Here is a 25,560-nt window from a genome sequence, read left to right on the forward strand (position 1 = left end):
CGTACGTGGGGAAGGGGCTGCGGGCCTTTGTCCTGCATTCACCGGTGACTCACCGGTGAGTAACTGTTCTACGGAGCTAGCCGTGCGATCCCCTGGGATGTGGGCACGGAGTCCGGGGGTTGCCTCGACGCGAAGACTGTCGGTACGAGCGGGAAATGATGCTACCTAAAGAAACCACGCGTCTGGCCCCGTTACGGCTACGAAGCGTGAAGCGAGGGGCTTAGGCGCTGACGGTGGCGTGAGCGTCGCGCGAGCGCAGAGCTACGACGCGCTCAGATTCACTCATGCCACCCCACACGCCGTAGGGCTCGCCGGAGGCCAGGGCATGTTCGCGGCACATTTCGATGACTGGGCAGGTGTGGCAGATCGCCTTGGCGCGGCTTTCGCGCTGAGCGCGGGCGCGCCCGCGCTCGCCGTCCGGGTGGTAGAACACGTCAGAGTTTTCTCCACGGCATGCCCCGTGGAGCTGCCAATCCCAAAAGTCCGCATTCGGCCCGGGGAGCAGGAAGGACTGAGACACGTTCGATTCTCCTTAATCAAAGATAGAGCGCCCGGGTGCGCATCGTGCTGTGGGCAAGCCTTTGCACGGGGTGGCGCCCTGAGCACCGGGGCGAGGTGAGACGAGATAGAAGTGTGTCCTCCTTGGGTAAACGGCGCGTTACGCAATGCTGACATGTAGGTGTAGCAGGCCGAAAACTCTCACTTTTACCCTTGATGACCTGCACCTACATCTAAGATGAACGGTGTATGAACTTTTCTCATAGCCGTCGAAGGGTGGGGAATAGGCCCGTCGTTTCGGGTTTCAACCAAAGGTTGTGACATGATATTCGTGCAGAATATGAACTAATACACCAAGCAGAACAAGCAAGGATGACAGTGGCTACTCAAGCTACAGACGCGAGCGGCTCCTCAGCGGCGTCGAAGCGCGACAGCGATAAGGAATTAGCGGACCTCGTTCCGCTCGCTGTCGACGGTAGCCGCCGCGCCCTACAGCGCATCATGCGCATTATTCACCCGCAGGTCCTGCGCTATTGCCGCGCCCGCATCGGCGGCCACCGTCAGCCCACGGCGGAGGATGTGGCGCAGGAAATCTGCTTGGCGGTGGCGACGTCGATTGGCACGTACAAGGACAAGGGCCGCCCGTTTATGGCCTACGTGTACGGCATCGCTGCCCACAAGGTGACCGACGCCCACCGCGCCCTCAGCCGCGATCAGACACATCCCACGGACGACGTCCCGGAAGACGCCGCTGAGGACGCTACCCCCGAAGAATCCGCTCTGGTCATGGACGGTAGTAACAGAGTGCGGGCCATGCTCGATACGTTAAGTGACAAGGCCCGGGACATTATCATTTTGCGTGTGTTCGTGGGGCTGTCGGCAGAGGAGACCGCAGAAATTGTGGAGTCCACCCCTGGCGCAGTCCGCGTGGCACAGCATCGTGCACTGGCGCAATTGCGCAAATCCCTCGACTCGCACGAGACACAATGAACCAGCAGTGGGGCTAGCACAAGCTAGCAGTGAGCCATCGGCACTTGGCACCGACAAGTTAAGAATTTCTCTATCAAGGAAGGGAGGACATCGTGGCAAAGAAGGACCAGCCTCAGCAGGGCGTCGCTGAGCAGCTGCAGCCTTTGGTTGATGATGATGCATTCCTCACCACTCTCTCCGAAGGAACGGATCCCTCTGATGGCGGTGATGAGCTGGCAGGGCTCCTGCTGGAGTTGCGCGGGGACGTCGAAAAGCAGATGCCCCCGGCCCCGCTCATCGAAGGCGCGGACGAAGAGCCGGAGGTTATTTCCCTGGATGCGGCACGTCGCCGTCGTCGGGGCAAGCCATTCATCCACGGCCTCATCGGCGCGGCCGCAGCTACGCTGCTGATCGCAGGTAGCGGAGCGGTGGTCGTCAACGCCGGCCCGGGATCGCCGCTTTATGGCGTGAATCAGTCGCTCTTCGGCACGAACAATGAGGATGTGTCCGTAGTGGAGCTCGCTGGAACGCTCGACGAAATGGAAAAGCGTTCCGCACAGGGAGACATGGACGGCACCCGCCAGTTGCTCGAAGAAGCCCGGAAGATGGTGGACCAGGCCAAGCGGGAACGCGAGGCAGAAGCGCCGCGTACGACGAAGCCGCAGACCCGCGCCACGGTGACGCAGACGCAGACCGTGGAAAAGCCCGTTCCAGTGGAAGAGGAGCAGCCGCCGCAGGAGCCGGCAACCGTCACGCAGACCCAGACTGCGGTGTCCACCGTTGTGGTCACGCAGACGGTGTCGGCCGGTAACCCGCTGAACCCTCCAGCGCCTACTTACCCGGAGCCGAGCCAGCCGGGTGGTGGCGAGCAGCCAACGCCTCCGCAGGGCGATAACTCCGACGGGGATGGTACTGGGGATAACGGCCAACTCCCGCCGCCGCAGTTCCAGCAATAAAACGCACAGAACCTCTCCTTCCCACAGCGGGGAGGAGAGGTTCTTTCGTTGTATAAGGCGCGGTACTTAATCCGCGCCAACCGCGCGCGTTAGTAGCGCGAATCCATGCCATCGAGGTAGCCCACCGCATAATCCCACGGGACATAGCGCATGGGGTCCGGCTCCGCGCCCGGCTCGTGGACGGGGGCGAGCTGGCCTGCCAGCGTGGCCTGCATGTTGGAGGCCATGATGTCCCACTCGTAGAAGTGGTTCTCCTCGCAGTCCTCGCAGAAAAAGAAGATGCCGTCGATGCCGCGCGGGCTGAGAACGCGCGCGAACTCTTGGACCATGGCCAGATCGTGGATGACGGCGAGACGGTCCTCCTCGGACAGCGGCTCGACGTGGTCCTCCTCCTCGAGGAAGGAAGCTGGGTCGTTGGGATCGTCCGCGAAAGGATCGCGGGGCATGTTGGCGAAAAAGTTCACGTCTGCGAGCCTATTAACTCCGTGCGCGCATAGCAATTCTCTCTCGACACCGATTCGTCCACCCACGGCTACCACTACGGGGCGTCCACGCACTACAGTGAGGGCTACCGCATAAAACTATCTGGTCAGTTTAGGAGAGCCCCACCCTCATGAGCCACGTCCACACCGGCGGAGACAACCCCGACAAGATTGCACTCTACGGCCTTACTTTTGATGATGTCCTGCTGTTGCCGGCAGAATCCAACGTCGTTCCCTCCGAGGTGGATACCTCGGCGCAGTTCACCCGCAACATTCGCCTCGGCGTGCCGCTGGCATCCGCCGCGATGGACACCGTGACCGAGGCCCGCATGGCCATCGGTATGGCCCGTCAGGGCGGCATTGGCGTCCTGCACCGCAACCTCTCTGCTGAGGATCAGGCGCAGCAGGTGGAAATTGTGAAGCGCTCCGAGTCCGGCATGGTGACCGACCCGGTCACCGCCACCCCGGACATGACTATCGACGAGGTGGACACGCTGTGCGCGCGGTTCCGGATTTCGGGCCTGCCGGTCGTCGATAAGCAGGGCACCCTCGTGGGTATCTGCACCAACCGTGACATGCGCTTCGAGCCGGATTTCTCCCGCAAGGTCTCCGAGATTATGACCCCGATGCCGCTGGTTGTGGCCAAGGAAGGCGTCAGCAAGGAGGAGGCGCTGGCGCTGCTGTCCGCCAACAAGGTGGAGAAGCTGCCCATCGTCAACGATGAGAACAAGCTCGTCGGCCTCATCACCGTCAAGGACTTTGTCAAGACTGAACAGTTCCCCAACGCCTCCAAGGATTCTTCCGGGCGCCTGCTCGTGGCCGCCGGCATTGGCACCGGTGAGGAGTCCTACCAGCGCGCAGGCCAGCTTGTCGACGCCGGCGTAGACGTCCTCGTCGTCGACTCCGCCCACGCCCACAACAACCGCGTGCTGGCGATGGTCTCCCGCGTGCAGAAGGACTTCGGCGACCGCATTGACGTCATCGGCGGCAACCTGGCCACCCGTGAAGCAGCCCGCGACATGATTGAGGCTGGCGCCGACGCCATCAAGGTCGGCATCGGACCGGGCTCCATTTGCACCACGCGCGTCGTGGCGGGCGTCGGTGCCCCGCAGATCACCGCCATCATGGAGGCCGCCGCCGTGGCAGGCCCGGCAGGTGTGCCGGTTATCGGCGATGGCGGTATGCAGTACTCCGGTGACGTCGCCAAGGCCTTGGCAGCCGGCGCCGATGCCGTCATGCTGGGCTCCATGCTGGCCGGCACCACGGAGGCGCCGGGTGACATCGTCGTGGTCCAGGGCAAGCAGTACAAGCGTTACCGTGGAATGGGCTCCATGGGTGCCATGCAGGGCCGCGGCCTGACGGGTGAGAAGCGCTCCTACTCCAAGGACCGTTACTTCCAGGCCGACGTCAAGAGCGAGGACAAGCTAGTGCCGGAGGGCGTCGAGGGACGCGTGCCATTCCGCGGTGATATCGATGCCATCGTCCACCAGATTGTGGGCGGCCTGCGAGCCTCGATGGGCTACACCGGCTCCGCCACCTTGGCTGAGCTCAAGACCAAGCAGTTTGTCCAGATCACCGCTGCGGGCCTCAAGGAGTCTCACCCGCACCACCTTCAGCAGATCGTCGAAGCTCCGAACTACCGCTAAGGACTAACAATGCGCGATTACGTAGAAATCGGCGTCGGCCGCGAGGCACGCCGCACCTATGACCTGAACCAGATCTCCCTGGTGCCGACTCGCCGCACCCGTTCCTCCAAGGATGTGGACACCGCGTGGCACATCGATGCCTACACTTTTGACGTGCCATTCGTCTCGGCGCCGACCGATGCGCTGGCCACTCCCGAGTTCGTTATCGAGATGGGCAAGCAGGGCGGCCTCGGTGTTATCAACGCAGAGGGCTTGTGGGGCCGTCACGAGGATCTGGAGGGCGCGATTGCCCGCGTGACGGAGAACTTCGGCGACCTGTCCACGCTGCAGGAGCTGCACGCAGCACCCCTGAATGAGGAGTTGCTGGCAGAGCGCATCGCGCAGGTCCGCGATTCCGGCGTGACCGTCGCCGTGCGCGTGTCCCCGCAGCGCGCCCGCGAGCTGGCGCCCGTGGTTATTAAGGCGGGCGCGGAGCTGCTGTTTATCCACGGCACTCTGATTTCCGCTGAGCACGTGCAGACTGGTGGCGAGCCGCTCAACTTGAAGGAGTTCATCGGCTCGCTGGATACCCCGGTGATTGCCGGTGGCGTGGCGGATTACACCACTGCGCTGCACCTGATGCGCGCGGGTGCTGCGGGCATTATCGTTGGCTCCGGAGTGAACACCAACCCGGAGACCGTCGGCATCGATATCCCCATGGCGACGACCATCGCGGATGTTGCGGCCGCACGCCGCGACTACCTGGATGAGACCGAGGGCCGCTACGTGCACGTGCTTGCCGACGGCGACATCTTCACCTCCGCCGACATCGCCAAGGCCATTGCCTGTGGCGCCGATGGTGTCGTTCTAGGGCCAGTCCTGGCCCGCGCGGCGGAGGCCGGCGGCAAGGGCTGGTACTGGCCGTCCACGGCCGGCCACCCGCGTTTCCCGCGCGGCCTCATCGAGCCGATTGGCGTGGCCGATGCCCTCCTGGGCACCGGCACTTCTGGCGCCGATGCTTTTGACGCCGCCGAGGATGCCTCAGCGGGTGCGCCGTCGTTGGAGGTTGTGCTCCATGGCCCGTCCAACGAGCCGCTGGGTGAGCTCAACCTGGTTGGCGGGCTGAAGCGCGCCATGGCAAAGTGCGGCTACACGGATCTGAAGTCCTTCCAGAAGGTTGGGCTAGCCGTTCGCTAGTCCTGCAGGCGCAGCTTCCCCCGTTGGGGCGCTGCGCCGCTCAGCCTGGCTCGGGACGGAGTTTACTTCGCTGCCTCGGCGTCCTTTGTGCTGAGCACTGGACTCACTGCTGGATCAGAGCTGCGATTGCGTGGCTTGTGAAACCACAGCAGCCGGGGCTTCTTCAGGCGGCGTGGGCGCAGTGCCACCTTGCGGAAAACCACGCGCCCGCGCGCCGGCGCCATGGTTTGGAGCACCGAGGCCACCACCACCAGCCCGATAGCTGCCAGCTTGAGCTGAGACACGTTCTGGGAGAGCAGGATCCAGCCAAAGAGCGCGGCGAAAACGGGCTCCAAAGCGATCAAGATGGAAAAGACGTTGGGGGCAAGCCTGCGTAGCGCCAGGAACTCCAACGAGTAGGGGATGAGCGAGGCCAGCACGCCCGTGCCCAGGGCAAACAGCAATAGGGTGGGGTCGCTGGCCAACGCCACCGCCCCGCGCCCACCCACTGGCAGGAGCACGAGGCCGCCGATGAGGAAAGCCATAGCCAAGCCGTCTGCACCGCTAAAGAGCGCGCCGGCCTTCTTGCTGGCCAAGATATAAGCAGCCCACATCGCGCCGGCGCACAGCAGGAAGAACACACCTCGCAGGTCGAGGGGGTCTCCGTTGAAGGAATCCAGGCCCATCAGACCCATGCCGAGAAGGGCGAGGGCGACGCAGGTGGCGTCGCGAAGCGAGCGGGAGAGACACGCCGCCAGCAGCAGCGGGCCGAGGAACTCGATGGTCACGGCAGGCCCCAGCGCAACCAGCTCGATGCCGGAATAGAAGAAGCCATTCATCAGGCCCAGAGTGAGGCCGAAAATGGTGGCAGAGATCCATTTCTCGCGGCTCCATGTGTGCACGCGCGGTCGCGCAATGGCGAGCAGAATCACGGCGGCGAAAAGCAGACGCAGCGAGGCGGTGCCCCACGGGCCGCCAATGGGGAAGAGCTGAATGGCGAGACTCGCGTCGAGCTGGAGTGAAATGCACGAGCCAATGACGCACAGAACGGCAAACGGATTGGTCATGCAGACCATTGTGGGGTGGGAAGAACTGTTAGTCTATCTACAGTTTTTAACACGTACCCGTTAGGGATTCTGTCATGTTGGATCTGCACCGTCTGCGCATTCTCTCCGAGCTGCAACGCCTCGGCACCGTCACCGCTGTGGCGGAATCGCTGCGCTATACGCACTCGGCCATCTCCCAACAACTGGCGCAGTGTGAAAAAGACGTCGGCGTGGCGCTCTATGAGAAAGTCGGCCGGCGAGTGCGGTTGACGGAGCAGGGGGAAATCCTTGCCTCTTACGCGGAGCGGATGCTCGCCTTGGCGGATGAGGCGGAGTCACAGGTCATCGCGTCAACCAATGCGGTGCGCGGCACGATCAAGGTCACGACGTTTCAAACGATCATGTCCTCATTGGTGCCGCGGGCGCTGACGGAGCTAGCCAGGGAGTACCCGGACCTGCGCGTGCAGATCATCCAGCGCGAAGCCGATGGCGCGATGGAGCTGCTGGCGCGCCGGGAGGTGGACCTCATCCTGGGTGAAGAGTATGAGTCGGACATGCCCGCCACGGATGAGCACACCCACCGGGAGCTGCTTCTCGACGACCCCCTACGCCTCATCACCCCACTCACCGGCCCCTGGAACACACTGCGCTTAGAGGATTTTGCAGCGTTCGATGGCGAAATCCCTTTTGCCATGGACCCGGAGGAGTTTTTATTGGGGCGCTTCGTCCACCGTCTGTGCCGCCGGCATGGTTTTAGCCCCAGCGTGCTCTATGAAACCCCGGATCCCTTCCTGCACGCTCACCTCGTGCGCACGGGCCACGCGGTGGCGGTGATCTCGGACCTTTTTCTCGAAGAGATCGAAGGCGTGCGTGTGGTTGCCTTGCCTGGTAATCCCACCCGCACGCTCTACACCGCGGTTCGCGCTGGGCGCGAGGGACACCCTGCGCTGCGGGCGTTTCGGGCGGCGTTGAGCAAGGCAGCTGCCACCGCGAAAGATTATGGGCCACTCCCTGCGGTCTAGGGTGCGGGTTCTTGCGTTAAACTGATGACCGTGACTAACCCAAATACAACCCCGCGTCCTGTCCTCGTGGTGGACTTTGGCGCCCAGTACGCGCAGCTCATCGCCCGGCGCGTGCGTGAGGCCAACATCTACTCCGAGGTTGTCCCCAATTCCGCCTCCGTGGAGGACATCAAGGCCAAGAACCCAGCCGCGCTGATCCTTTCCGGTGGCCCGTCTTCCGTATACGCGGACGGCGCCCCTGCACTGAAGCCGGAGCTGCTCGAGCTCGGCATCCCGGTCTTTGGTATCTGCTACGGCTTCCAGTCCATGACCCAAGCCCTAGGCGGCACCGTGGCCTCCACGGGTGCCCGCGAGTACGGCCGCACGGACATGACCGTGTCCGGCGGCGTGCTGCACAAGGGTCTGGAGGACACCCACAAGGTGTGGATGTCTCACGGCGATTCGGTCACGGAAGCCCCGGAGGGCTTTGAGGTGACCGCTTCCTCCGAAGGCGCTCCCGTGGCAGCCTTCGAGTGCCTGTCCAAGCAGATGGCCGGCGTGCAATACCACCCGGAAGTTCTTCACTCGCCGCACGGCCAGGAGGTGCTCACGCGCTTCCTGACTGAGGTAGCAGGCTTGGAGCAGAACTGGACCACGGAGAACATCGCGGAGCAGCTCATCAACGATGTGCGCGAGCAGATCGGCGAGGAAGGCCGCGCAATCTGCGGCTTGTCCGGCGGCGTGGATTCCGCCGTAGCCGCAGCCCTCGTGCAGCGCGCAATCGGTGACCGTTTGACCTGTGTCTTCGTCGACCACGGTCTGCTTCGCGCAGGTGAGCGTGAACAGGTGGAGAAGGACTTCGTGGCGTCGACTGGCGCCAAGCTCATCACCGCTGATGAGCGCGAGGCTTTCCTTTCCAAGCTGGCCGGTGTGACCGAGCCGGAGGCCAAGCGTAAGGCCATCGGTGCGGAGTTCATCCGCTCCTTCGAGCGCGCCGTCGACCAGGCCCTGGACGGCCAGGATGCCGCCTTCCTGGTGCAGGGCACGCTGTACCCGGACGTGGTGGAGTCCGGTGGCGGTGACGGTACCGCGAACATTAAGTCCCACCACAACGTGGGCGGCCTGCCTGACGACGTCGAATTCGAGCTCGTCGAGCCGCTCCGCCTGCTCTTCAAGGATGAGGTGCGCGCGGTTGGCCGTGAACTGGGCCTGCCGGAGGAGATCGTGGCGCGCCAGCCCTTCCCGGGCCCGGGCCTGGGTATCCGCATCATCGGCGAGGTCACCGAGGAGCGACTCGAGACGCTGCGCCAGGCGGACCTCATCGCGCGTACCGAGCTGACCAACGCTGGTCTGGACGGCGAGATTTGGCAGTGCCCGGTGGTGCTGCTTGCCGACGTCCGCTCCGTCGGCGTCCAAGGCGATGGCCGCACCTACGGCCACCCGATCGTCCTGCGCCCGGTGTCCTCCGAGGACGCCATGACCGCCGACTGGACGCGCCTGCCGTACGACGTGCTGGAGAAGATTTCCACCCGCATCACCAACGAGGTTAAGGAAGTCAACCGCGTGGTGCTCGACGTGACGTCGAAGCCGCCGGGAACCATCGAGTGGGAGTAAGCGCAGCCGAAAGGCACTGGGACACGCACTGTAGCAGTGCAGTGGAGTATCTCAGTGAGATAGCTCGGTGGTAGAAAGCGGGCAGCGAAGCAAACTCCCAGACGCTGTGTAGCGCGGCCGCGCCTTGAATTAACAGGGCGCGGCCGCGTTCCCCGTTTTCGATCCCCGGCACTCAGCTCCGCGGAATGGGGGCAGATGGCGCGGTGCCAGGCTCCTGCGTACCCTCCAGGGGGTGGTCGCGACAGGCGCCAGTCTGGATGGCGTTAGCGTGCCCGTTGCCAGTATCGACGGCGTTAGTACGCACGGCACAAGGACGCATACCTCTATATCGCGCGCGCGAGTAGCCGCACGCCGAGCAAATTTTCTCAGCGAGCGGCTGGTTAAAGCGGCTGTGTGCCGTAGGGTGTCTCCGGCTGGTGGGGCTGCGGAGCGGCAGCCTGCGACCGGTTGGTTCGGCGGAGCGGTGACCCGCGAGCCGCTGAACCATTGAGCCGGCGGGGTGGCGCTTCCACCGTGAGATCAGGGCGAAGTCTACGGACTAAAAGCACTCATGAACTCGGTGGCGGGTCCGGAGGTTCGCCGGAGTTATGCGGTGGCGCGCCGGAGACAGGGGCTGGTGTCCCACGCGGCGTGGTGCGTGGGTCGGGCGGGCCGGATGCCGGCGGATCCGTGGATGCGCGAGCTGGCCCCGGAGCGGAGCGCGGCGGGTGGGCCGGGCTTTCAATGGGAATCGGCGGCCCCGCCCACGGCGGCAGGTAGTGCACGCGGCCATCGATGCGGTCGAGGCGCCCGCGGCCGGTGGGCTTTTCTGGATCATCGTCATTGACCGCATTGTGGTATGCACACAGCGGCACCAAGTTGGCCATGTTTGTCGGCCCGCCGTCCTGGAAACGGGTGAGGTGGTGGATCTGGGAGTCGTCGGCAGGCGCGTTGCAACCCGGCCACGCGCACGTCGGGTGCTCCGCTGACAGCGCGAGGCGCTGCTTGGTGTTGGCGAAACGGCTCGCCATGTACAGGTTCACGGGGCCGTGGTGGGGATGGACGAGGGTGATGAGGCCGACGTCGGCAAGCTTTTCGCGCACGAACTCCGCACCCGTCATCGTGGCCCCATTGGTCAGCTGTAGTTCAATCTCTTCGCCATCACCGTCGACTATGCGGTCGAGTTCATCCAATCGCACGATGACGTTGGACTGCAGCTTCTGGCCGGAGCCACCCCCGCCGCGGAACACGGTATGCGCCGCGGTGAGCAAGTCCTTGTCGGTGGTCTTAAGCACGGCCAGCAATTTGGAAATATTGAGCGAGGAATCCGTAATGCTCAGCGTGTGGTTGCGGCCCGCGCGCCGCGTCACTCGCACGCCTGGGGCGGGGTCCTTGGGCGGGCGCCATTCTTTGAGCTTTGCCTTCGCCACCATGGGGATTTTCTCCCGCGGGGTGGCAGCTAGTAGCTGGCGCAGCTCCCAGGCCCTGCGGGCTTTGAGCTTGGAACAATAGCGCTCGATATCGAGGAGCGTGAACACGTCGTGGCCCGTGCGGCGGGCCTTGCGCTGCCGGGAGCGGAACATCGTGTCCCCGAAATACACCGCGTGCAGCCCTAGGAGCTTCTCCGCGAAATCCGGCCGCGCACCCATCTCAACCAGCTGAGCGCGTGTGACACCGGCGCATTGCTCGACCACGTCGAGCCCGCGCGCTAGTGCTTGAATGTAACCCCCCAGTTGCATAGCCCACAGCCTAAACCAGGCCGGGGAACCTCGCTACTTGAGCGCAGAAATCGCAGCGCAGAGCTTATCGACGTCCCTCTCTTCCGTCGACCACGCCGTACAGAATCGCACCACGCGCAGGCCTTCGTGTTCTTCGAAGAACTGGCACACGAAGTCTTGCGAGAGCTTCTCTTCCTGCTCGCGGGTCAACAGCGCGAATTGCTGGTTGGTGGGGGAGTCAAAGAGCATGTCGATGCCTGCGGCACGAAATGCCTCGGCGATGCGCTGGGCTTGGGCATTGGCGCGGGCGCAGATCTGCTCGTAGAGGGTCGTTGCTGCGTCGGCGGAGGCAGTAGGAGGGGCGCTGAAGAGGGCGGCGAATTGCGCGCCGAGCAACCAGCCCTTAGCCAGCAGGCCACCGCTTTGTTTCATGGCATTGCGAAAGCGCGGCGCACCCGCGGGGAAGACGATGGCTTCGCCGAAGAGGGCGCCGCATTTGGTGCCGCCGATGGTGAAGACGTCGACAAGCGCGGCCAGGTCCGACAGGGTGACATCCGAAGCGGACAGGCCGTAGCCGAGGCGGGCGCCGTCGACAAACAGGCCCAATTCGTACTCGTCGCAGACCTCGCGCAGGGCCACGAGTTCGTCGCGGGAATAGGCGGTGCCGAACTCGGTGGGCTGCGTGATGTAGACCAGTGCGGGCTCCGGCATGTGCTCTTCCACCCCGGAGGCGCGGTACTCATCCATGCAGGCGCGAACCTGCGCGGCGGTGATTTTTCCCAGCTGGTTCGGCAACGTGATGACCTTGTGCCCGGTGTGCTCGATGGCGCCCGTCTCATGGGTGGCGATGTGCCCGCTATCCGCCGCGATAACGCCTTCCCAGGGGCGCAGGCGGTGGGCGATGATGGTGGCGTTGGCCTGCGTGCCACCGACCATGAAATGCACCTCAGCGTTCGACGCCTGGCAGGCAGTGCGGATGCGCTCAGCGGCCGTGGCGCACAGCTCGTCGGCGCCATAGCCGGCATAAGCCCCACCCGCCCCCGCGATGGCATCAAGGACGCGGGGGTGGGCTGAGCGGTGGTAGTCGTTGCCGAAGTGAATCATGGGTGGCCAGTTTAGCCGGTGACGGTGAGCTCGCCGATACCTTGGTCGATGCGGATATCTAGCAGCGCATCATCGTCATGGCGGTTGGTGCAGTTGCTTTCTCCTAAGCCGCTGTCACAGGTGAGTGATACAGGGACGTCCTTCGGGAGGATGACCTCGACGCTGCCGATGCCGACGTCGATGGTGACATCGTGCTTTTCCTTGAGGTCTTCGATTTGGCTCAAGTCCACCGTTGAGGTGCCAATACCTAGGTCATAGTATTCCTGGAGCTCATCTTCATGGGTGGGCGCGATGTGCTGAGAACCGACATTGAAGCGGGCGCTGAAGCCGGATTCTTCGTCGGCCTCGATGACGAAGGTGCCTCCAAAGAAGGCAATCGTCAGGGCAGCCCCCACAGCGCCGAGGGTAATCGCGGCCTCAGCCCACTGCGAACCGCGCTTCTTTTTCGGTTCTTCCCGCGGGCCCGGCTCCGGCAGGTCCCAGGCATCGGGCACCACGCCGAGTGGATCCCAGGACGGCGGGGTCGTGCGCCCCGGTGGGAAGGGGTGTCCGTCTGCTGGGGTATAAGGGTTGAGGTTGACCGGTTCCTCGCGCACCGGCTGTTCGGCAGCCAACAGCCCGCTGGGCGGTAGCGGTTCGCGTTGGTGAAGGGCGTACCACGCCAGCGCCAACAGGCCGAAGGTCAGCGCAGCGGGCGGAAGGCCGGCGAGGAATTGTCCGCTGAGGAACAGCGGGCCGGAGCCAAACGTCAGAAGGACGCCGATAATCAGCACCCAGCCGAGCTCTTGTTCCTCCTTGACGCCATCCTTGCCCATGGCCGCATCGAGCGGGCAGTAGGGCGAACCGAAGCGCGGCATGAGCGCCCACGCGAGGAGGTAGGCGGCGATGCCGCCGCCGAAGGCGAGTGCTGCGACCACGAAGGCCACGCGCACAATCGTGGGGTCAAGCTGGTAGCGCACCGCGATGCCTTCGCAGACACCAGCGATGTGCGCGTCACCGCCCTGTTTCTTGGGAAGGCGGACGGGGCGGGTCGTCCACATCTGGTTGAGTGTGCTGTTCTTCGTCATGCTTTTATGGTGCCGCGTGGGGCCTCGCGGCGGTATCGGTAATCGCCCTGATTTTTTGACCTCAGGGTTGTCCCTGATGTGCCCGAGGGGTGGCGCGTGGGACTATGGCTAGTATGACTTCGCCCTATGTGCCCGCAGAAAACGCGGCGCCCTATCCCGTGATGTCGCGTCCCCAATCTGGCCGCGTGGTCGCCGGCGTGGCGGCGGGGCTGGCGCAGAATCTGGGGGTTTCGGCGCTCTCCGTGCGCATCGCCTTGACCGCGTTGACCCTGCTGGGTGGGGTGGGGGCGATGGCCTATGCCGGGCTGTGGATTTTCACGCCCGCGCTTGACGACGCCCCCTCCACCCGCCGCAGCCCCCTCTCCCTCGTGCTGGTGTTCCTGGCGCTGGCGGGTAGTGCGGTGGGTGTGTTGGGGGTTTCGGGGGCGTCGCTAAGCGTGGCGGTGCCGTTGGCGGTGGTGGCCATCGGCGCGGTGCTGGCGTGGTTGGCGTATGACCGCGGGCTGAACACGCCGGTGGGCCTGGTTGCTGTGGCGGCCGGTGCCGTCCTGGTCATCGGTGGCGTCGTGGTGGCGGCGGTGACGTGGGAGAGCGGATCGGGTTCGGCGATCCTGGCCACGGCGCTGACGCTGGTGGGCTTTGGCGCGCTGGTGGTGCCGCTGGTGCTGAAGCTCTGGCGCTCGCTGTCGCAGGAGCAGGCGGCCAAGGCGGTCTCGGAGGAGCGCGCCGAGATTGCCGCCCGCCTGCACGATTCGGTGCTGCAGACGCTGGCGCTGATTCAGAAGCGGGCGGGGGATTCGCGCGAGGTGACGCGTTTGGCGCGCGCCCAAGAACGCGAGCTGCGCGCCTGGCTTTTCGATGCCCCCTCCGCCGCCCCCACCACCTGTTTCGGTGCCCTCGAATCGGCGTGCGGGGAGGTGGAAGATCTCTTCGACATGCGGGTATCTGCTGTGACGGTGGGTGAGGACACGGAGCTGACGGAGTCCGCGAAGCTGCTTATCCAGGCCGCGCGTGAGGCCATGGTGAATGCCGGCAAGCATGCGGGTGTGGACGTGGTGGATGTTTATGCGGAGTTGTTGGCGGGCGAGCTGAGTATCTTTGTGCGCGACCGCGGGGTGGGTTTCGACGTGGAGGATATTCCCGCTGATAGGCACGGGATTCGTGACAGTATTCGCGCGCGCGTAGAGGGAGCTGGTGGGCGCGTGCGGATTTCCTCGACCCCGGGGGAGGGCACCGAGGTGGAGCTCGCGGTAGCGTTGTGAACATGGTGAAGGTCTTTTTGGTTGATGATCACTCCGTCTTTCGCGCGGGCGTGCGTGCGGAGCTGGCGGCGTCCTCGGAGATTGAGATCGTGGGCGATGCTGGGACCGTCTCCGAGGCGCTGGAGGGCATTGCGCGTACCTCCCCGGACGTGGTGCTTCTCGACGTCCACATGCCCGACGGCGGTGGCCTCGCCGTTATTAACGCGACGGCTAATCAGCCGGCGCGGCCGGTGTTTTTGGCGCTGAGCGTGTCAGATGCGGCGGAGGACGTGATTGCGCTGATTCGGGCTGGCGCGCGCGGGTATGTGACGAAGAATATTTCCGGCCCGGATCTGGCCGAGGCGGTGGTGCAGGTCAATAGCGGGGATGCGTATTTCTCGCCGCGCCTGGCGGGTTTTGTCCTCGACGCTTTTGCCTCCGGTTCGCCCGCGCCGGAGCCGGAGGAGGGGCAGGACCCAGCGGTGGATGCGCTCACGCGGCGCGAGCTAGAGGTCTTGCGGTTGCTTGCGCGCGGCTACACATACCGCGAGATTGGCAAGCAGCTGTTCATTTCGGTGAAGACGGTGGAAACACACGCCTCCAATATTTTGCGCAAGACCCAGCAGTCCAACCGCCATCAGCTCACGCGCTGGGCCACCTCGCGCGACCTGGCTTAAACAGCCTGGCCTAGGCGGGTTGGGTTTAGGCAGGGGGTGCGTAGGCGAGCTTGCGGGAGCCGTCGACGTGGGGGAAGAGGAGGAAGGCCGCGCCTGAAACGAGTACCCACACCAGTGCGCTGCCCCAGGCAGGCAGCGCGAGGAGTGGGGAGAACATGACCATCAACCACAGCGCCATAAGCGGGATGAGCTGTGCCGCGTTGGGCAGCATGGTGACGTTGTGGCGCTGGGCATAATCACGCAGGTCCGCGCGGTAGGGGTGTAGGAGTACGAGCGCGCAGGCGGCGAGGAGGAAGAGCAGGCTAAGCCCCATGGCGAGGCCGAAGTGGATGCGGCTGGTACCCACCGCCACGGCGGCGCCGGCCAAGGCAGATCCGCCGAGTCGCACCCACAGCGGGGTGGGGATTGGGGTGGTGTGCGCGCGGAGGGGATTCATGGCGCCTAACGCTACCAGCGCAATTGCGCGCGTCCGGAGAGAGGTTCATAATAGGAGCCATGAATCAAACAGGTGTTCGTGTGGTGGGAGGGCCGCAGGCCGAGCAAATTGCGATCCTGCGCGCCCAGATTCAACGCCTGGAAACCCCGGATGTTGCCGCGCAGGTGCAGCCGGAGGTGGAGCTTCTCGGCGTCCCCGAAGGGCTATCTGAGCTGCTCCCGGGCGGTGGCCTTCCCCGCAAGCGGGCAACCGTCTGTGCGGAATGTGCCGCTCTCGTGGTGGAGCTGATATCCCATGTTAGCGCGGCGGGCGGACACGTTGCGGTGGTGGGCTGGCCCGATCTTTCACTCGCACAGGTGGTTGAGGATGGAGATATCTCCCGGGTCATCGCGGTGCCCGAACCGGGCGCGGAACCCTGGGCGGTAACTAGCGTGCTGTGTGAGGGGCTGGACCTGGTGGTGCACAAAGGCACAGGCGAGCTGAGCCCCACGCGGGCGCGCCCCGTGCTGGCGAAAGTGCGGGCAGGGCAGGCGGCCCTGCTCACCGTGGGAACCCGGCTGCCAGGAACGGCGATGGAGATAGGTGCGGAGGTCGTCGCGGTGCATGGCTTGGGCCGGGGCAGCGGGCGTATTTGGGGAGTTGATATAGGGGTGCGGGTGGCGTCGGCAAGCATGCGCCCGCGGCGTGGAGTGCTCACGTGCGGGCAGCGGCCGGACGCGCGCCCGCACTTGGAGGTCGTGTGAGGGTCGCGGCGCTGTGGTTCCCGGATTGGCCTATCCAGGCGCTGCAGGACGCTGACAGGGCAGCGTGCGTTATTGCTGCTCAGCACCGCGTGGCGGTCTGCAACGCAGCAGCGCGCCGGGCGGGGGTGCGCCGCGGGATGCGGGTGCGCCAAGCCCAAGCCGTCCTGCCGGAGCTGCGTGTGGAGGAGGCCAACCCGGACCGAGACGGCGTGGTCTTCGCGGAGATTGCCGCGGGGCTGGACGCGGTGGCCTCCTCGGTGGAGGTGCTGCGTCCGGGCCTGGTCATCGTGGATGCGGGCGCGGCCGGGCGTTTCCACGGCAGCGAGGAGAAAGCGGTAGAGATGCTTGTCGACGCCACCGCCAGATCCCACCTCGACGCCACCGTCGGCGTCGCCGATGAGATTGCTACCGCGCTGATTGCCGCGCGTCATCACAATCTAGGCGCGGTGGTCCCGCAGGGAGGCTCGCGTGATTTTCTGGCTCAGCAGCCTGTGGGAGTATTGGCCGCGGAGGTGGCGCTGGGCTGTGCGGTGGACGTGGTGCATTCCTTGGAGCAGCTGGGCGTGCGCACGCTAGGGGAGCTGGCGAGCCTGCCGTTGCGCCAAGTCACCACCCGTTTCGGTGAGGCTGGACGGCGGTGCCACGCGGTGGCCGCGGCCGCACTGGATCGGCGCGTGGCGCCGGAGCTTGCACGCCCGGACCTGGGCGTGGAGCAGGGCTTCGAAGAACCCTTAGAGCGCGTGGACGCCGCGGCCTTTGCCGCGCGCCAGCTCGCGGCGCGCCTGCATGTGGTGCTCGATGAGGCCGGCGTGGTGTGTCTGCGGCTGCGCGTTGCCGCGGAGTTCGAGGGCGGCGAGCGTTTGGAGCGGATCTGGCGTACCCAGGAAGCGCTCAGCGAGGCCGCCACGGCGGACCGCGTGCGCTGGCAGCTCGATGGCTGGCTGAGTGCTGCGCGGGCGGGAAGTGCGCCGGGTGAGGGAGGGGGCGTCGTCAAGCTGGCGTTGGAGCCGGTGGAGGTCGCCCCGCCGGGGGATGGGCTCCTGTGGGGCGCAGGCGAATCCGCGGAGCAGGCCAAGCGCGTTATCGCGCGGGTGCAATCCCAGCTGGGGGTGGACCGCGTGCTGCAGCCCCGCCCAGCGGGCGGGCGTGGGGTGGCCGAGCGCATCGAGTACGTCCCCTATGGCGAGCAGCGCGATCCGCAGCCGGAGGGCACCTGGCCGGGGCGCATCCCGGCGCCGCTCCCGGCGAGCCTGGCGCACCCGGCCGCGCGGATTCGGCTTATCGACGTCTCCTCGAAGGACGTCATCGTCACCGCCGAGGCCCTCCTTTCCGGGGAGCCGGCGGGTCTGGGATGGGGGTGCCACCGCTACCGGGTGACCGGTTGGGCCGGCCCGTGGCCCGTAGACACCGGGTGGTGGGAAGCAGGCGCGGCGCAGCGCTGCGCGCGTCTGCAAGTCGTCGGAGAAAACGAGAAAGGCCAGCGCGCCTGGCTCCTCGTGTGGGCAGGCGGGCGCTGGTCTGTGGAGGCAACCTATGCCTGAACGGCTTAATTCAAGATGTCGATGACCAGGCGCGTCGGCCCCGTGAGCACCTGAACCGAGTACGGGTGGCGTTCATTAAGCCCGATAACGAACTGCGAGCGAGCCTCGAAGGTACCGCCGCTGACCACCTGGGTTACCAGCCCGCCGGCGCCGTTTACGGTGCCGATATTCGGGTCTTCCATATCGAGCTGGAAGGGATAAGCAGTGCCGTCGATGCTGACGTCGAGCGCGGTGGAACCCTTGAAAGGAATCGGGTTGCCGGAGCCCTGCTGGGCGGGGGCATCGGTGTAATCAATGAACCAGCCCGGTGAACCGTTCCCGACGAATTCGAAAACCACGCGGTCAAAACCTTCATGCTTGCCCACGCGGACATCGGTCACCACCAGCTCCGAGGGGGCCGGTGGGCGGAGGGTTTTCATCTCCATGTTGGCGTCGCCCAGCGGAGTCAGCCCAGCCGGTGCGGCGGGGGAGGGGGCAGCAGGAGTGACTGTGGCAGTGGAGGTGGAGGCGCCGGACAAGGTAGCGTCGAGAGTCTTCGTGGGGCCGTCGGTACCGCCGTCCGAGGAGGAAGACGGAGCGCATCCCTGAAGCACGAGCGCACCCGAGACAACGAGTGCGGCCACGGGGGCGGCTGTGCGCAAGAGATTGTGTTTCGGCATAACTCCGAGGGTAGCGGTACCGCGAGACATTCTATGCATTGAAGTAAACATCGTAACCACATTGTTGTGAAAGGAGTGATACCAGTTAAGATGGCGCCATGACCTTCTGCTCCGATGTCCAGGTCGAGCCCCTGGCTGGTACCGCTAAACAAGAATCTGTTTATGTCCTTTTTGAGTGGCCTACGGCCTGGTCTCGCGACGTGCTGGATGGTCGTACTTTTGGCCCAGGCCTCACCGAGAAGCTCAAGGCCAAGCTCAAAGGCGTGGCGGGCCTGCAGCTCATTCGCCGCCCCGGGCGCGCCGGGCACGAGCGGGGGACGGGGCACTTCCGTTGTTTCGTCGTGTGGGCACGCGAGGGGTTAGTGCAGGATTACGTCCTGAACGGCCCGGAGGACATCCTCGATCTGGATCTGGAGCACCCCACCGGCACGTGCCTGCCGCTGGTGCTCGTGTGCACCCACGCCAAGCGCGATGCCTGCTGCGCAATCAAGGGCCGCCCGCTTGCTGCCTCCCTGGCATGCGAATTTGAGGAGACCGTGTGGGAAACCTCCCACACCAAGGGGCACCGCTTCGCGCCGTCGGTGCTGCTGATGCCGTGGGGCTATTCCTTTGGCCGCCTCAACGTGGAAGCTGGCCGCGAGCTCGTGGGCAAGGCGCTGCACGGCGAGTATTTCTACCCCGCCAACCGCGGTTCCGGCCTCACCACGCCCCAAGGCCAGGTGGCGGAGCTCGCGGTGGCGCGCCAGCTTCTCGACGCCTCCGAGACCCTCCACTACGGCGACCTCACCGTCGACGCGGCGGAGAACCCCGCGGCGGAGAACCCCGCCGCAAAGAATAGCGTCGTTGTGCGCCACCGCGATGGCCGCGCATGGGACGTAGAACTCGAAGAAAAAGAGGCCTCCGGCGTCGTCTCTTCTTGTGGAGACGAGCCGAAGACCTCTCGTTTCTATGCCGCGCGCCGCGTCGAAAAGCGCAGCGTATAGAGCACGGGGTCGGCGCGGCTAGCGGCGCATAATCTTGGCCGAGAGCCAGTTGCCAAAGAACTGCGCTGCCTGCACCAGCACGATGATGATAAGCGTAGCCACCACGGTGACCTCCCACTCGAAGGCGCGGTAGCCGTAGACGATGGCGAAGTCACCCAAGCCACCGCCGCCGACGTAGCCGGCCATCGCGGACATGTCGACGATGCCGATGAACAGGAAGGTGTAGCCCAGCACCAGCGGGCCCAGCGCCTCCGGAATGATGACCGTGGTGATGATCTTCCACGGCGAAGCGCCCATCGCGCGGGCTGCTTCAATCACGCCCGGGTCCAGCGCCACGAGATTCTGCTCCACGATGCGCGCCACCGCGAACGTGGCCGCAATAACCATGACGAACGTGGCCGGTTCACGGCCGATAGAGCTGCCCAGCACCGCCACCGTCAGCGGCTGGACAAAGGCCAGCAAGATGATGAAGGGAATCGGGCGAACAAAGTTCACCAGGATGTTGATGATGAAGTAGATGGGCTTGTTCTGCAGGATGCCGCCCGGGCGGGTGGTGTAGAGCAGGATGCCGAGAACCAAGCCGATGATGCCGGCGACCACCAGGGTGGTGGCGACCATGATGAGGGTGTCCTTGATGGCGTCGACAAGCGTGCTGCCCAGTCGGTCCCAATTGGCCTGCGCGAGGTAGGTGACGTTCATCGTTGGATCTCCTCAATATCGGTGGTGCGTTGCATGTGTGCGTAGAAATCTTCGATGGCCGCATCCGGGCCGTTGAGGCGCACGGTGATCTTGCCGAAGGAATGCTTCTGCAAGGTGGTGATGCCGCCGTGGACCACGGCGATGGACACGCCTTGGTCCGCGAGCTTGCCGGCGGCGTCGAAGAAGCCCGACTTTTCCGTCAAGTTGATGGTGAACAGGCGGCCCTCGTGGGCCAGCAGGTCATCGGCCTCAACGACGTCCGGGGTGTTGCGCAGCGAGGTGGCCACGAACTTCTCCGCCACCTTGGTCTGCGGATTGGAAAAGACCTCATAGACGCTGCCGGCCTCGATGACGTGGCCGTTTTCCATGACGGCTACCTTGTCGGCGATGGAGCGAACGACGTCCATCTCGTGGGTGATGACCACGATGGTGATGCCGAGGTCGCGGTTGACCTTGCGTAGCAGGTCGAGCACCTCGTGGGTGGTGGTGGGGTCGAGCGCCGAGGTGGCCTCGTCCGCCAGCAGCAGGGAAGGGTTATTAGCCAGGGCGCGGGCGATGCCGACGCGCTGCTTCTGGCCGCCGGAGAGCTGCTCCGGGTAGTTATCGCCCTTGTCCGCCAAGCCGACGAATTCCAGCAGTTCCTGGACGCGCTTTTTACGCTCCTGCTTCTCGACGCCCTGCAGCTTCAGCGGGTACTCAATGTTGCCCGCCGCGGTGCGGGAGGACATGAGGTTGAACTGCTGGAAGATCATGCCGATGTTGCGGCGGATGCCGCGCAGCTTGGATTCGGGGAGGGGGACGACATCGGTGCCGTCGAGAAGCAGCTGCCCCGAGGTCGGCTTATCCAGACCGTTGATCATGCGCACCAGCGTGGACTTACCCGCGCCGGAGAAACCGATGATGCCGATGATTTCGCCGGGCTCGACGGTCAGGGAGACATTATCGAGTGCGGTGGTGGTGGTTTTCTTGTTTTTAAAGACTTTGGTGATGTTGCGGAATTCAATCCGGGTGCCCCGGTGGGCGCCAGTTTGTTCAGTCACGTGGGTTTCCTTTGTACGTGTCCGTGTGATGAGTGAGGAGGGAGTAACGGGCAAAATCCCCCGGGTCACGCAATCAAGCGTGAGCGCGGGGGACATGTGGATTACGCGGGGCTTAGACCTGCTCTTCGAGGCGGTCCAGGATTTCCTGGAGCTCTTCCTGGGAGCGGTCGACGGCCACGGCGGTGTCGCCGGAGGACTTCAGGACGGCCTCGGTGACCTTCGGGTCCTTCCACAGCTTGGCCAGCTCGTGAAGGGCCTCGTTGTCGGCGTCGTCGGCGCGCACGGCCCAGACGTTGATGTAGGGCTCAGCCTCGGCGGAGTCTGGGTCGTCCTGAGCGACGGCGGACTTCGGGTCAATGCCGGCGCGCTCGAGGAAGGAGTTGTTGATGACAGCCGGCTTACCCTCGCCGTAGGCGGCCGGGGTCTGGGCAGCATCTACCGGGGTGACCTTAACCTTGGACTTGTCCTCATCGATGTCTAGCGGGGTGGGGGTCAGCGGGCTGTTCTCCTTGAGAGTGACCAGGCCTTCCTGAACCAGCAGGCCGATGGCGCGGCCCTGGTTAGTGGAGTCGTTCGGGATGGCGACTTCCTGGCCCTCGATGCCAGCGAGATCCTTGTGGTCCTTCCAGTAGATGGCCAGCGGGTAGATCTCGGTGGAGGCCAGCGGGACCAGATCGGTGCCGTTGCCCTTGTTGTACTCAGCCAGGAACTTCAGGTGCTGGAACTTGTTGGTGCTCAGCTGGCCCTGGTCCAGAGCCTGGTTCGGAGTGTTGTAGTCGGCGAAGTTCTCCAGCTTGACGTCGTAGCCGGCTTCCTTGGCCAGGTCCTGGAAGACGGCCCACTCTTCCATGTTGGCGTCAGTGGTGCCGATGGTGATGGTGGAGTCCTTGGTGATGGCCTCGCCGGAATCCTTGGACTCAGCGGAGTCCGAGGAGCAAGCAACCAGGCCGGTTGCGGCGATGACGGCTGCCGAGGTGGCAGCAAGTACGCGACGGATGCTCATGGTGGGTTCCTAGTGTCCCTTCTTGGTTTGTGCGGCAAGTCGTGTCACCGCAGGATTTGTGCGCTGCACGAAAAACTAGCAACGATTGAACCGCTTTGTCTATTCGGAGAATTGTTCAACGAAAACCTTGACTGGAACCTGTGTTCGAATATAGTGTGTGGGGCTATGAGATTCAATGGGGGTGAGGCGCTGCCGTGGTCCCGGGTGGAGAGGATTCTCTCTGGTCGCCCGGGGCCCGTCCCGGTCTCGGTGGACCACCTACCGCAGGCCACGGACGTGCCGAAGGTGGGGCATTCCGCCGTGCCTTTCGCGGAGCTACATGCGGTGAGCTCCTATAGCTTTCTGTGTGGCGCTTCCGAGCCGGAGGGGCTTGTGGCGCGCGCCGTCGAGCTGGGCCTGCGGGGGATTGCGCTGGTAGATCGGGATGGATTCTATGGTCTTATGAAGTTTGCGGAGGCCGCCGCCAACGTTGGCCTGCCTGCGGTCTTCGGGGCGGAGCTCAGCCTCGACCCAGCCCCGCTGACCGTCCTGGCGCGCACCCCGGAGGGCTATAGGCGTCTATCTCGGCTTATCTCCCGCGCTCACATGGAGGCGGGGGAGAAGGGGGCTGTATCCTATCCTTCTTTGGCGGAGATTGGTGCGCAGCTGCAGGACGAGTGCCTCTTCCTGGTGGGCTGGGAATGGGTAGAGCATTTCGATCTTTTGGTCGAGGGAATAAAAATAGACAGCATGGTTCTGGAGTATGCATGTACCCAGCTCCCGGAGGACGCGGACCACCACCTACTGTTGGATTCCTTGCCGGTTTCGCGCGCCATTGCCACTGCGCGCCCGGCTGCCGCCACGCGTGAACACGCGCGGTTGGCTGGAGCCAAACAAGCCCTGTCCAGACGCCTCGCGCTTGCCGACGCCTCCCCCAGCTCCCACCCCATGGGCTCGTCCTGGCTGCGCTCCGGGGAACAAATGGCGCGCCTGCTGCCTGAGCGCCCCGAGCTCATTGCCGAAACCGTCCGCGTCCTCGAGGACTGCAGCTTCACGTGGGAGGCGCTGGCCCCGAACCTGCCTGATTTCGACGTGCCGGAAGGCTATACCGAGATGTCCTGGCTGGAGCACCTTACCTTTGAGCGCGCTGCCGAACGTTATGCCACGCGCCCAGAGGAGATTCGGGAGCGGGCGTGGGAGCAGATGCGGTATGAGCTGGGTGTGGTCAAGCAGCTGGGCTTTCCCGGCTACTTCCTCATCGTGTGTGACCTCGTGGACTTTTGTAAACGGGAGAACATCCTGTGCCAGGGGCGCGGCTCGGCGGCGAATTCGGCGGTGTGCTTCGCGCTAGGGATTACGAACGCGGAGCCGATTTCCGCGGGACTGCTCTTTGAGCGCTTCCTCTCCCCGGACCGCGATGGCCCGCCGGATATCGACATCGATATTGAATCCGGGCGGCGCGAGGAGGTCATCCAGTACGTCTACGCCAAGCACGGCCGCGAGAAGGCGGCGCAGGTGGCTAACGTGATTACGTACCGCCGCAAAGGCGCGTTGCGGGATGCCGCCCGCGCGCTGGGCTACCCGCAGGGTTCGGCCGATGCCTGGTCGAAGGGCATTGCGCTCGCGCCTTCGGACGTTGAATGCTTGGCCGAGCAGTTTCTGGGTCAGCCGCGCCACCTGGGCATTCACTCCGGCGGCATGGTGCTGTGCGACCGGCCGATTGCGGATGTTGTGCCCGTGGAGTGGGCGCGCATGGAGAATCGTTCGGTGCTGCAATGGGATAAGGATGATTGCGCCGCGGCCGGGCTGGTGAAGTTCGACCTGCTGGGCCTGGGCATGCTCGAAGCGCTGCACCACATGATGGACTTGGTGGAGGAGAGCACCGGCCGGGTGGTCAACCTGTGGGAGCTGGACCTGGCTGACCCGGAAGTCTATGACATGCTCTGCCGCGCGGATGCAGTGGGCGTGTTCCAGGTGGAATCACGCGCGCAGCTGAGCACGCTGCCGAGGCTCAAGCCGCGGGTCTTCTTCGATCTCGTGGTGGAGGTCGCGCTCATCCGGCCGGGCCCCATCCAGGGCGGCTCGGTGCACCCCTACCTGCGCCGCCGCGATGGCAAGGAGCCGGTGACCTATGACCACCCGGTGCTGGAGAAGTCCCTGGGCAAGACACTGGGGATTCCGCTCTTTCAGGAGCAGCTCATGCAGATTGCGGTTGATGCCGCCGGGTTCAGCGGCGCGGAGGCGGATGACCTGCGGCGCGCGATGGGCTCGAAGCGCTCGCCGGCCAAGATGGCAGCGCTCAAGCAGCGCTTTTATGAGGGCTTGGAGGAAACCAACGGGATCGTCGGGGAGGTGGCGGATAAGTTGTGGGCCAAGATTGTGGCCTTCGCTGCTTATGGCTTCCCGGAGTCCCACTCGCAGTCTTTTGCTTCCTTGGTGTACTTTTCGGCGTGGTTTAAGCGCTATTACCCGGCGCAGTTTTGCGTGGGCCTGCTGCGCGCGCAGCCGATGGGTTTCTACTCGCCGCAGTCGCTTATTCAGGATGCCCGCCGCCACGGGGTGGAGGTGCTGCCGGTCAGCGTCAACGAGTCGGGCCGCGAGGCGCGCGTGGTGGTGGGCTCGGACGGTCAGGCGCGTATCCGCTTGGGGCTTAACCTCATCAAGGGGTTGGGTGATAAGGCCGCCGATCGCATTGAAGCGGCCGCGCCGTTTGGCGACGTCCCCGATCTCTCCCGCCGCGCCGACCTCACCGTCGATCACGTGGAGGCCCTCGCCGTGGCGGGGGCCTTGGACGTCTTTGGGGTGGATCGCCGCCAGGCGCTGTGGCAGGCGGGCGTGGCCGCAACAGAACGGGCGGGGATGTTGCCAGGGCTTTCGGCGATTGAAGCGCCGTCTTTGCCGGGGATGAGCGCCTTTGAGCTCATGGCGGCGGATGTGGCGAGCACCGGCGTGACTCACAACCAGCAGCCGATGGAGCAGGTCCGCGGGGAATTGCAGGCCCGCGGCATCCTATCCGCGGCGGATTTGCCGGCAGTGGAGGATGGCACCCGCGTGCGCATCGCCGGGGTGGTCACGCACCGCCAGCGCCCGCAGACAGCGGGCGGGGTGGTCTTTTTTGGTTTGGAGGATGAGACCGGGTTGATGAACGTGATGGTTACGCCCGGCCTGTGGGCTCGGGATAAGGTCACCGCGCGAACAGCGCCCGCGCTCATCGTGCGCGGCATCGTGCAGAACGCCTCCGGGGCGGTCACGGTTGCCGCGGACCGGCTGGAGCCGCTGGCCTTCGGTGAGGCCCTTTCGCGCGGCTCGCGGGATTTCCGCTAA

23 protein-coding genes are annotated in these 25,560 nt (G+C 64.8%); 12 read left to right on the plus strand and 11 right to left on the minus strand.

The window, feature by feature from the left end:
* Nucleotides 1-220 precede the first annotated feature (220 nt).
* Nucleotides 221-520 carry a WhiB family transcriptional regulator gene (locus tag HMPREF2932_RS11280; RefSeq protein WP_046648418.1) on the minus strand — a complete coding sequence of 100 codons (300 nt, stop codon included), beginning with the start codon at nt 518-520 and terminating at the stop codon, nt 221-223.
* 350 nt (nt 521-870) lie between these two features.
* Between HMPREF2932_RS11280 and HMPREF2932_RS11285 the strand changes: the two genes are divergently transcribed.
* Nucleotides 871-1,488, plus strand: a complete 618-nt coding sequence (locus tag HMPREF2932_RS11285; protein ID WP_070545939.1) for a sigma-70 family RNA polymerase sigma factor — start codon at nt 871-873, stop codon at nt 1,486-1,488.
* Nucleotides 1,489-1,580: 92 nt separating this feature from the next.
* Nucleotides 1,581-2,423, plus strand: a complete 843-nt coding sequence (locus HMPREF2932_RS11290; protein ID WP_071407377.1) for a hypothetical protein — start codon at nt 1,581-1,583, stop codon at nt 2,421-2,423.
* A gap of 89 nt (nt 2,424-2,512) precedes the next feature.
* On the opposite strand, the gene HMPREF2932_RS11295 is transcribed toward HMPREF2932_RS11290, so the two are convergent.
* A complete protein-coding gene (locus tag HMPREF2932_RS11295; RefSeq protein WP_046648414.1) occupies nt 2,513-2,887 on the minus strand; it encodes a DUF5319 domain-containing protein in 375 nt (124 codons plus the stop codon).
* 149 nt (nt 2,888-3,036) lie between these two features.
* On the opposite strand from HMPREF2932_RS11295, the gene guaB reads away from it, so the two are divergent.
* Nucleotides 3,037-4,551, plus strand: a complete 1,515-nt coding sequence (gene guaB / locus HMPREF2932_RS11300; protein WP_071407376.1) for an IMP dehydrogenase — start codon at nt 3,037-3,039, stop codon at nt 4,549-4,551.
* 9 nt (nt 4,552-4,560) lie between these two features.
* Entirely contained in the window at nt 4,561-5,727 is a 1,167-nt protein-coding gene (locus tag HMPREF2932_RS11305; RefSeq protein WP_071410157.1) for a GuaB3 family IMP dehydrogenase-related protein, read from the plus strand.
* Between the two features lie 62 nt (nt 5,728-5,789).
* On the opposite strand, the gene HMPREF2932_RS11310 is transcribed toward HMPREF2932_RS11305, so the two are convergent.
* Nucleotides 5,790-6,773: an EamA family transporter gene (locus tag HMPREF2932_RS11310; RefSeq protein ID WP_246818670.1), complete on the minus strand. Its 984-nt coding sequence runs from the start codon at nt 6,771-6,773 to the stop codon at nt 5,790-5,792.
* A gap of 74 nt (nt 6,774-6,847) precedes the next feature.
* Here HMPREF2932_RS11310 and HMPREF2932_RS11315 point away from each other — a divergent pair, with 74 nt between their 5' ends.
* Nucleotides 6,848-7,774, plus strand: a complete 927-nt coding sequence (locus HMPREF2932_RS11315) for a LysR family transcriptional regulator (protein WP_071410159.1) — start codon at nt 6,848-6,850, stop codon at nt 7,772-7,774.
* Nucleotides 7,775-7,798: 24 nt separating this feature from the next.
* On the plus strand, nt 7,799-9,367 hold the full coding sequence (gene guaA / locus HMPREF2932_RS11320) for a glutamine-hydrolyzing GMP synthase (RefSeq protein ID WP_070517454.1): 1,569 nt from the start codon (nt 7,799-7,801) through the stop codon (nt 9,365-9,367).
* Between the two features lie 548 nt (nt 9,368-9,915).
* Here guaA and HMPREF2932_RS11325 read toward each other — a convergent pair.
* From HMPREF2932_RS11325 to HMPREF2932_RS11335, 3 genes are read right to left on the minus strand one after another with little or no spacing between them, the layout of a single operon-like run.
* On the minus strand, nt 9,916-11,085 hold the full coding sequence (locus HMPREF2932_RS11325) for an HNH endonuclease signature motif containing protein (RefSeq protein WP_070545949.1): 1,170 nt from the start codon (nt 11,083-11,085) through the stop codon (nt 9,916-9,918).
* A 33-nt stretch (nt 11,086-11,118) separates the two neighbouring features.
* Nucleotides 11,119-12,168, minus strand: a complete 1,050-nt coding sequence (locus HMPREF2932_RS11330; RefSeq protein WP_071410160.1) for a threonine aldolase family protein — start codon at nt 12,166-12,168, stop codon at nt 11,119-11,121.
* Nucleotides 12,169-12,179: 11 nt separating this feature from the next.
* On the minus strand, nt 12,180-13,235 hold the full coding sequence (locus tag HMPREF2932_RS11335; RefSeq protein WP_046648405.1) for a PspC domain-containing protein: 1,056 nt from the start codon (nt 13,233-13,235) through the stop codon (nt 12,180-12,182).
* 113 nt (nt 13,236-13,348) lie between these two features.
* Between HMPREF2932_RS11335 and HMPREF2932_RS11340 the strand changes: the two genes are divergently transcribed.
* Together HMPREF2932_RS11340 and HMPREF2932_RS11345 are read left to right on the plus strand one after the other, a co-directional pair.
* Nucleotides 13,349-14,497 (plus strand): ATP-binding protein, encoded by a 1,149-nt coding sequence (locus HMPREF2932_RS11340; protein ID WP_210397795.1) that lies wholly within the window; start codon nt 13,349-13,351, stop codon nt 14,495-14,497.
* Nucleotides 14,498-14,499: 2 nt separating this feature from the next.
* Complete coding sequence (locus tag HMPREF2932_RS11345; protein WP_071410161.1) at nt 14,500-15,153, plus strand: response regulator; 654 nt, start codon at nt 14,500-14,502, stop codon at nt 15,151-15,153.
* A gap of 25 nt (nt 15,154-15,178) precedes the next feature.
* On the opposite strand, the gene HMPREF2932_RS11350 is transcribed toward HMPREF2932_RS11345, so the two are convergent.
* A complete protein-coding gene (locus tag HMPREF2932_RS11350; RefSeq protein ID WP_070517461.1) occupies nt 15,179-15,589 on the minus strand; it encodes a hypothetical protein in 411 nt (136 codons plus the stop codon).
* 59 nt (nt 15,590-15,648) lie between these two features.
* Here HMPREF2932_RS11350 and HMPREF2932_RS11355 point away from each other — a divergent pair, with 59 nt between their 5' ends.
* Entirely contained in the window at nt 15,649-16,332 is a 684-nt protein-coding gene (locus tag HMPREF2932_RS11355; RefSeq protein ID WP_246818671.1) for a hypothetical protein, read from the plus strand.
* Nucleotides 16,329-17,873: a Y-family DNA polymerase gene (locus tag HMPREF2932_RS11360; RefSeq protein ID WP_071410162.1), complete on the plus strand. Its 1,545-nt coding sequence runs from the start codon at nt 16,329-16,331 to the stop codon at nt 17,871-17,873. The genes HMPREF2932_RS11355 and HMPREF2932_RS11360 overlap by 4 nt, the downstream gene beginning before the upstream one ends.
* A 5-nt stretch (nt 17,874-17,878) precedes the next feature.
* Here HMPREF2932_RS11360 and HMPREF2932_RS11365 read toward each other — a convergent pair whose 3' ends face one another.
* Nucleotides 17,879-18,532: an AMIN-like domain-containing (lipo)protein gene (locus tag HMPREF2932_RS11365; RefSeq protein WP_083312713.1), complete on the minus strand. Its 654-nt coding sequence runs from the start codon at nt 18,530-18,532 to the stop codon at nt 17,879-17,881.
* A 98-nt stretch (nt 18,533-18,630) separates the two neighbouring features.
* Between HMPREF2932_RS11365 and HMPREF2932_RS11370 the strand changes: the two genes are divergently transcribed.
* Nucleotides 18,631-19,515 (plus strand): sucrase ferredoxin, encoded by an 885-nt coding sequence (locus tag HMPREF2932_RS11370; RefSeq protein ID WP_071410163.1) that lies wholly within the window; start codon nt 18,631-18,633, stop codon nt 19,513-19,515.
* 18 nt (nt 19,516-19,533) lie between these two features.
* On the opposite strand, the gene HMPREF2932_RS11375 is transcribed toward HMPREF2932_RS11370, so the two are convergent.
* From HMPREF2932_RS11375 to HMPREF2932_RS11385, 3 genes are read right to left on the minus strand one after another with little or no spacing between them, the layout of a single operon-like run.
* Nucleotides 19,534-20,214: a methionine ABC transporter permease gene (locus HMPREF2932_RS11375; protein WP_070702157.1), complete on the minus strand. Its 681-nt coding sequence runs from the start codon at nt 20,212-20,214 to the stop codon at nt 19,534-19,536.
* Nucleotides 20,211-21,350 (minus strand): methionine ABC transporter ATP-binding protein, encoded by a 1,140-nt coding sequence (locus tag HMPREF2932_RS11380; RefSeq protein WP_371326343.1) that lies wholly within the window; start codon nt 21,348-21,350, stop codon nt 20,211-20,213. Before HMPREF2932_RS11380 ends, HMPREF2932_RS11375 begins: the two co-directional genes overlap by 4 nt.
* Before the next feature lie 16 nt (nt 21,351-21,366).
* A complete protein-coding gene (locus HMPREF2932_RS11385; protein WP_049157071.1) occupies nt 21,367-22,257 on the minus strand; it encodes a MetQ/NlpA family ABC transporter substrate-binding protein in 891 nt (296 codons plus the stop codon).
* Nucleotides 22,258-22,422: 165 nt separating this feature from the next.
* Between HMPREF2932_RS11385 and HMPREF2932_RS11390 the strand changes: the two genes are divergently transcribed.
* Nucleotides 22,423-25,560 (plus strand): error-prone DNA polymerase, encoded by a 3,138-nt coding sequence (locus HMPREF2932_RS11390; protein ID WP_071410165.1) that lies wholly within the window; start codon nt 22,423-22,425, stop codon nt 25,558-25,560.

It is taken from the genome of Corynebacterium sp. HMSC074H12 (genome assembly GCF_001813755.1).
Taxonomy (GTDB): domain Bacteria; phylum Actinomycetota; class Actinomycetes; order Mycobacteriales; family Mycobacteriaceae; genus Corynebacterium; species Corynebacterium hiratae.

Excerpts from the sequence above, each read along its gene's own strand:
- HMPREF2932_RS11370 (WP_071410163.1), top strand. The coding sequence starts at position 18,631 with ATGACCTTCTGCTCCGATGTCCAGGTCGAGCCCCTGGCTGGTACCGCT.
- guaA (WP_070517454.1), top strand. The coding sequence starts at position 7,799 with ATGACCGTGACTAACCCAAATACAACCCCGCGTCCTGTCCTCGTGGTG.
- HMPREF2932_RS11350 (WP_070517461.1), bottom strand. The coding sequence starts at position 15,589 with ATGAATCCCCTCCGCGCGCACACCACCCCAATCCCCACCCCGCTGTGG.
- HMPREF2932_RS11315 (WP_071410159.1), top strand. The coding sequence starts at position 6,848 with ATGTTGGATCTGCACCGTCTGCGCATTCTCTCCGAGCTGCAACGCCTC.
- HMPREF2932_RS11385 (WP_049157071.1), bottom strand. The coding sequence starts at position 22,257 with ATGAGCATCCGTCGCGTACTTGCTGCCACCTCGGCAGCCGTCATCGCC.
- HMPREF2932_RS11310 (WP_246818670.1), bottom strand. The coding sequence starts at position 6,773 with ATGACCAATCCGTTTGCCGTTCTGTGCGTCATTGGCTCGTGCATTTCA.
- HMPREF2932_RS11375 (WP_070702157.1), bottom strand. The coding sequence starts at position 20,214 with ATGAACGTCACCTACCTCGCGCAGGCCAATTGGGACCGACTGGGCAGC.
- HMPREF2932_RS11330 (WP_071410160.1), bottom strand. The coding sequence starts at position 12,168 with ATGATTCACTTCGGCAACGACTACCACCGCTCAGCCCACCCCCGCGTC.
- HMPREF2932_RS11305 (WP_071410157.1), top strand. The coding sequence starts at position 4,561 with ATGCGCGATTACGTAGAAATCGGCGTCGGCCGCGAGGCACGCCGCACC.
- HMPREF2932_RS11325 (WP_070545949.1), bottom strand. The coding sequence starts at position 11,085 with ATGCAACTGGGGGGTTACATTCAAGCACTAGCGCGCGGGCTCGACGTG.
- HMPREF2932_RS11365 (WP_083312713.1), bottom strand. The coding sequence starts at position 18,532 with ATGCCGAAACACAATCTCTTGCGCACAGCCGCCCCCGTGGCCGCACTC.
- HMPREF2932_RS11390 (WP_071410165.1), top strand. The coding sequence starts at position 22,423 with ATGAGATTCAATGGGGGTGAGGCGCTGCCGTGGTCCCGGGTGGAGAGG.
- HMPREF2932_RS11335 (WP_046648405.1), bottom strand. The coding sequence starts at position 13,235 with ATGACGAAGAACAGCACACTCAACCAGATGTGGACGACCCGCCCCGTC.
- HMPREF2932_RS11380 (WP_371326343.1), bottom strand. The coding sequence starts at position 21,350 with ATGTCCCCCGCGCTCACGCTTGATTGCGTGACCCGGGGGATTTTGCCC.
- HMPREF2932_RS11285 (WP_070545939.1), top strand. The coding sequence starts at position 871 with ATGACAGTGGCTACTCAAGCTACAGACGCGAGCGGCTCCTCAGCGGCG.
- HMPREF2932_RS11345 (WP_071410161.1), top strand. The coding sequence starts at position 14,500 with ATGGTGAAGGTCTTTTTGGTTGATGATCACTCCGTCTTTCGCGCGGGC.
- HMPREF2932_RS11340 (WP_210397795.1), top strand. The coding sequence starts at position 13,349 with ATGACTTCGCCCTATGTGCCCGCAGAAAACGCGGCGCCCTATCCCGTG.
- guaB (WP_071407376.1), top strand. The coding sequence starts at position 3,037 with ATGAGCCACGTCCACACCGGCGGAGACAACCCCGACAAGATTGCACTC.
- HMPREF2932_RS11355 (WP_246818671.1), top strand. The coding sequence starts at position 15,649 with ATGAATCAAACAGGTGTTCGTGTGGTGGGAGGGCCGCAGGCCGAGCAA.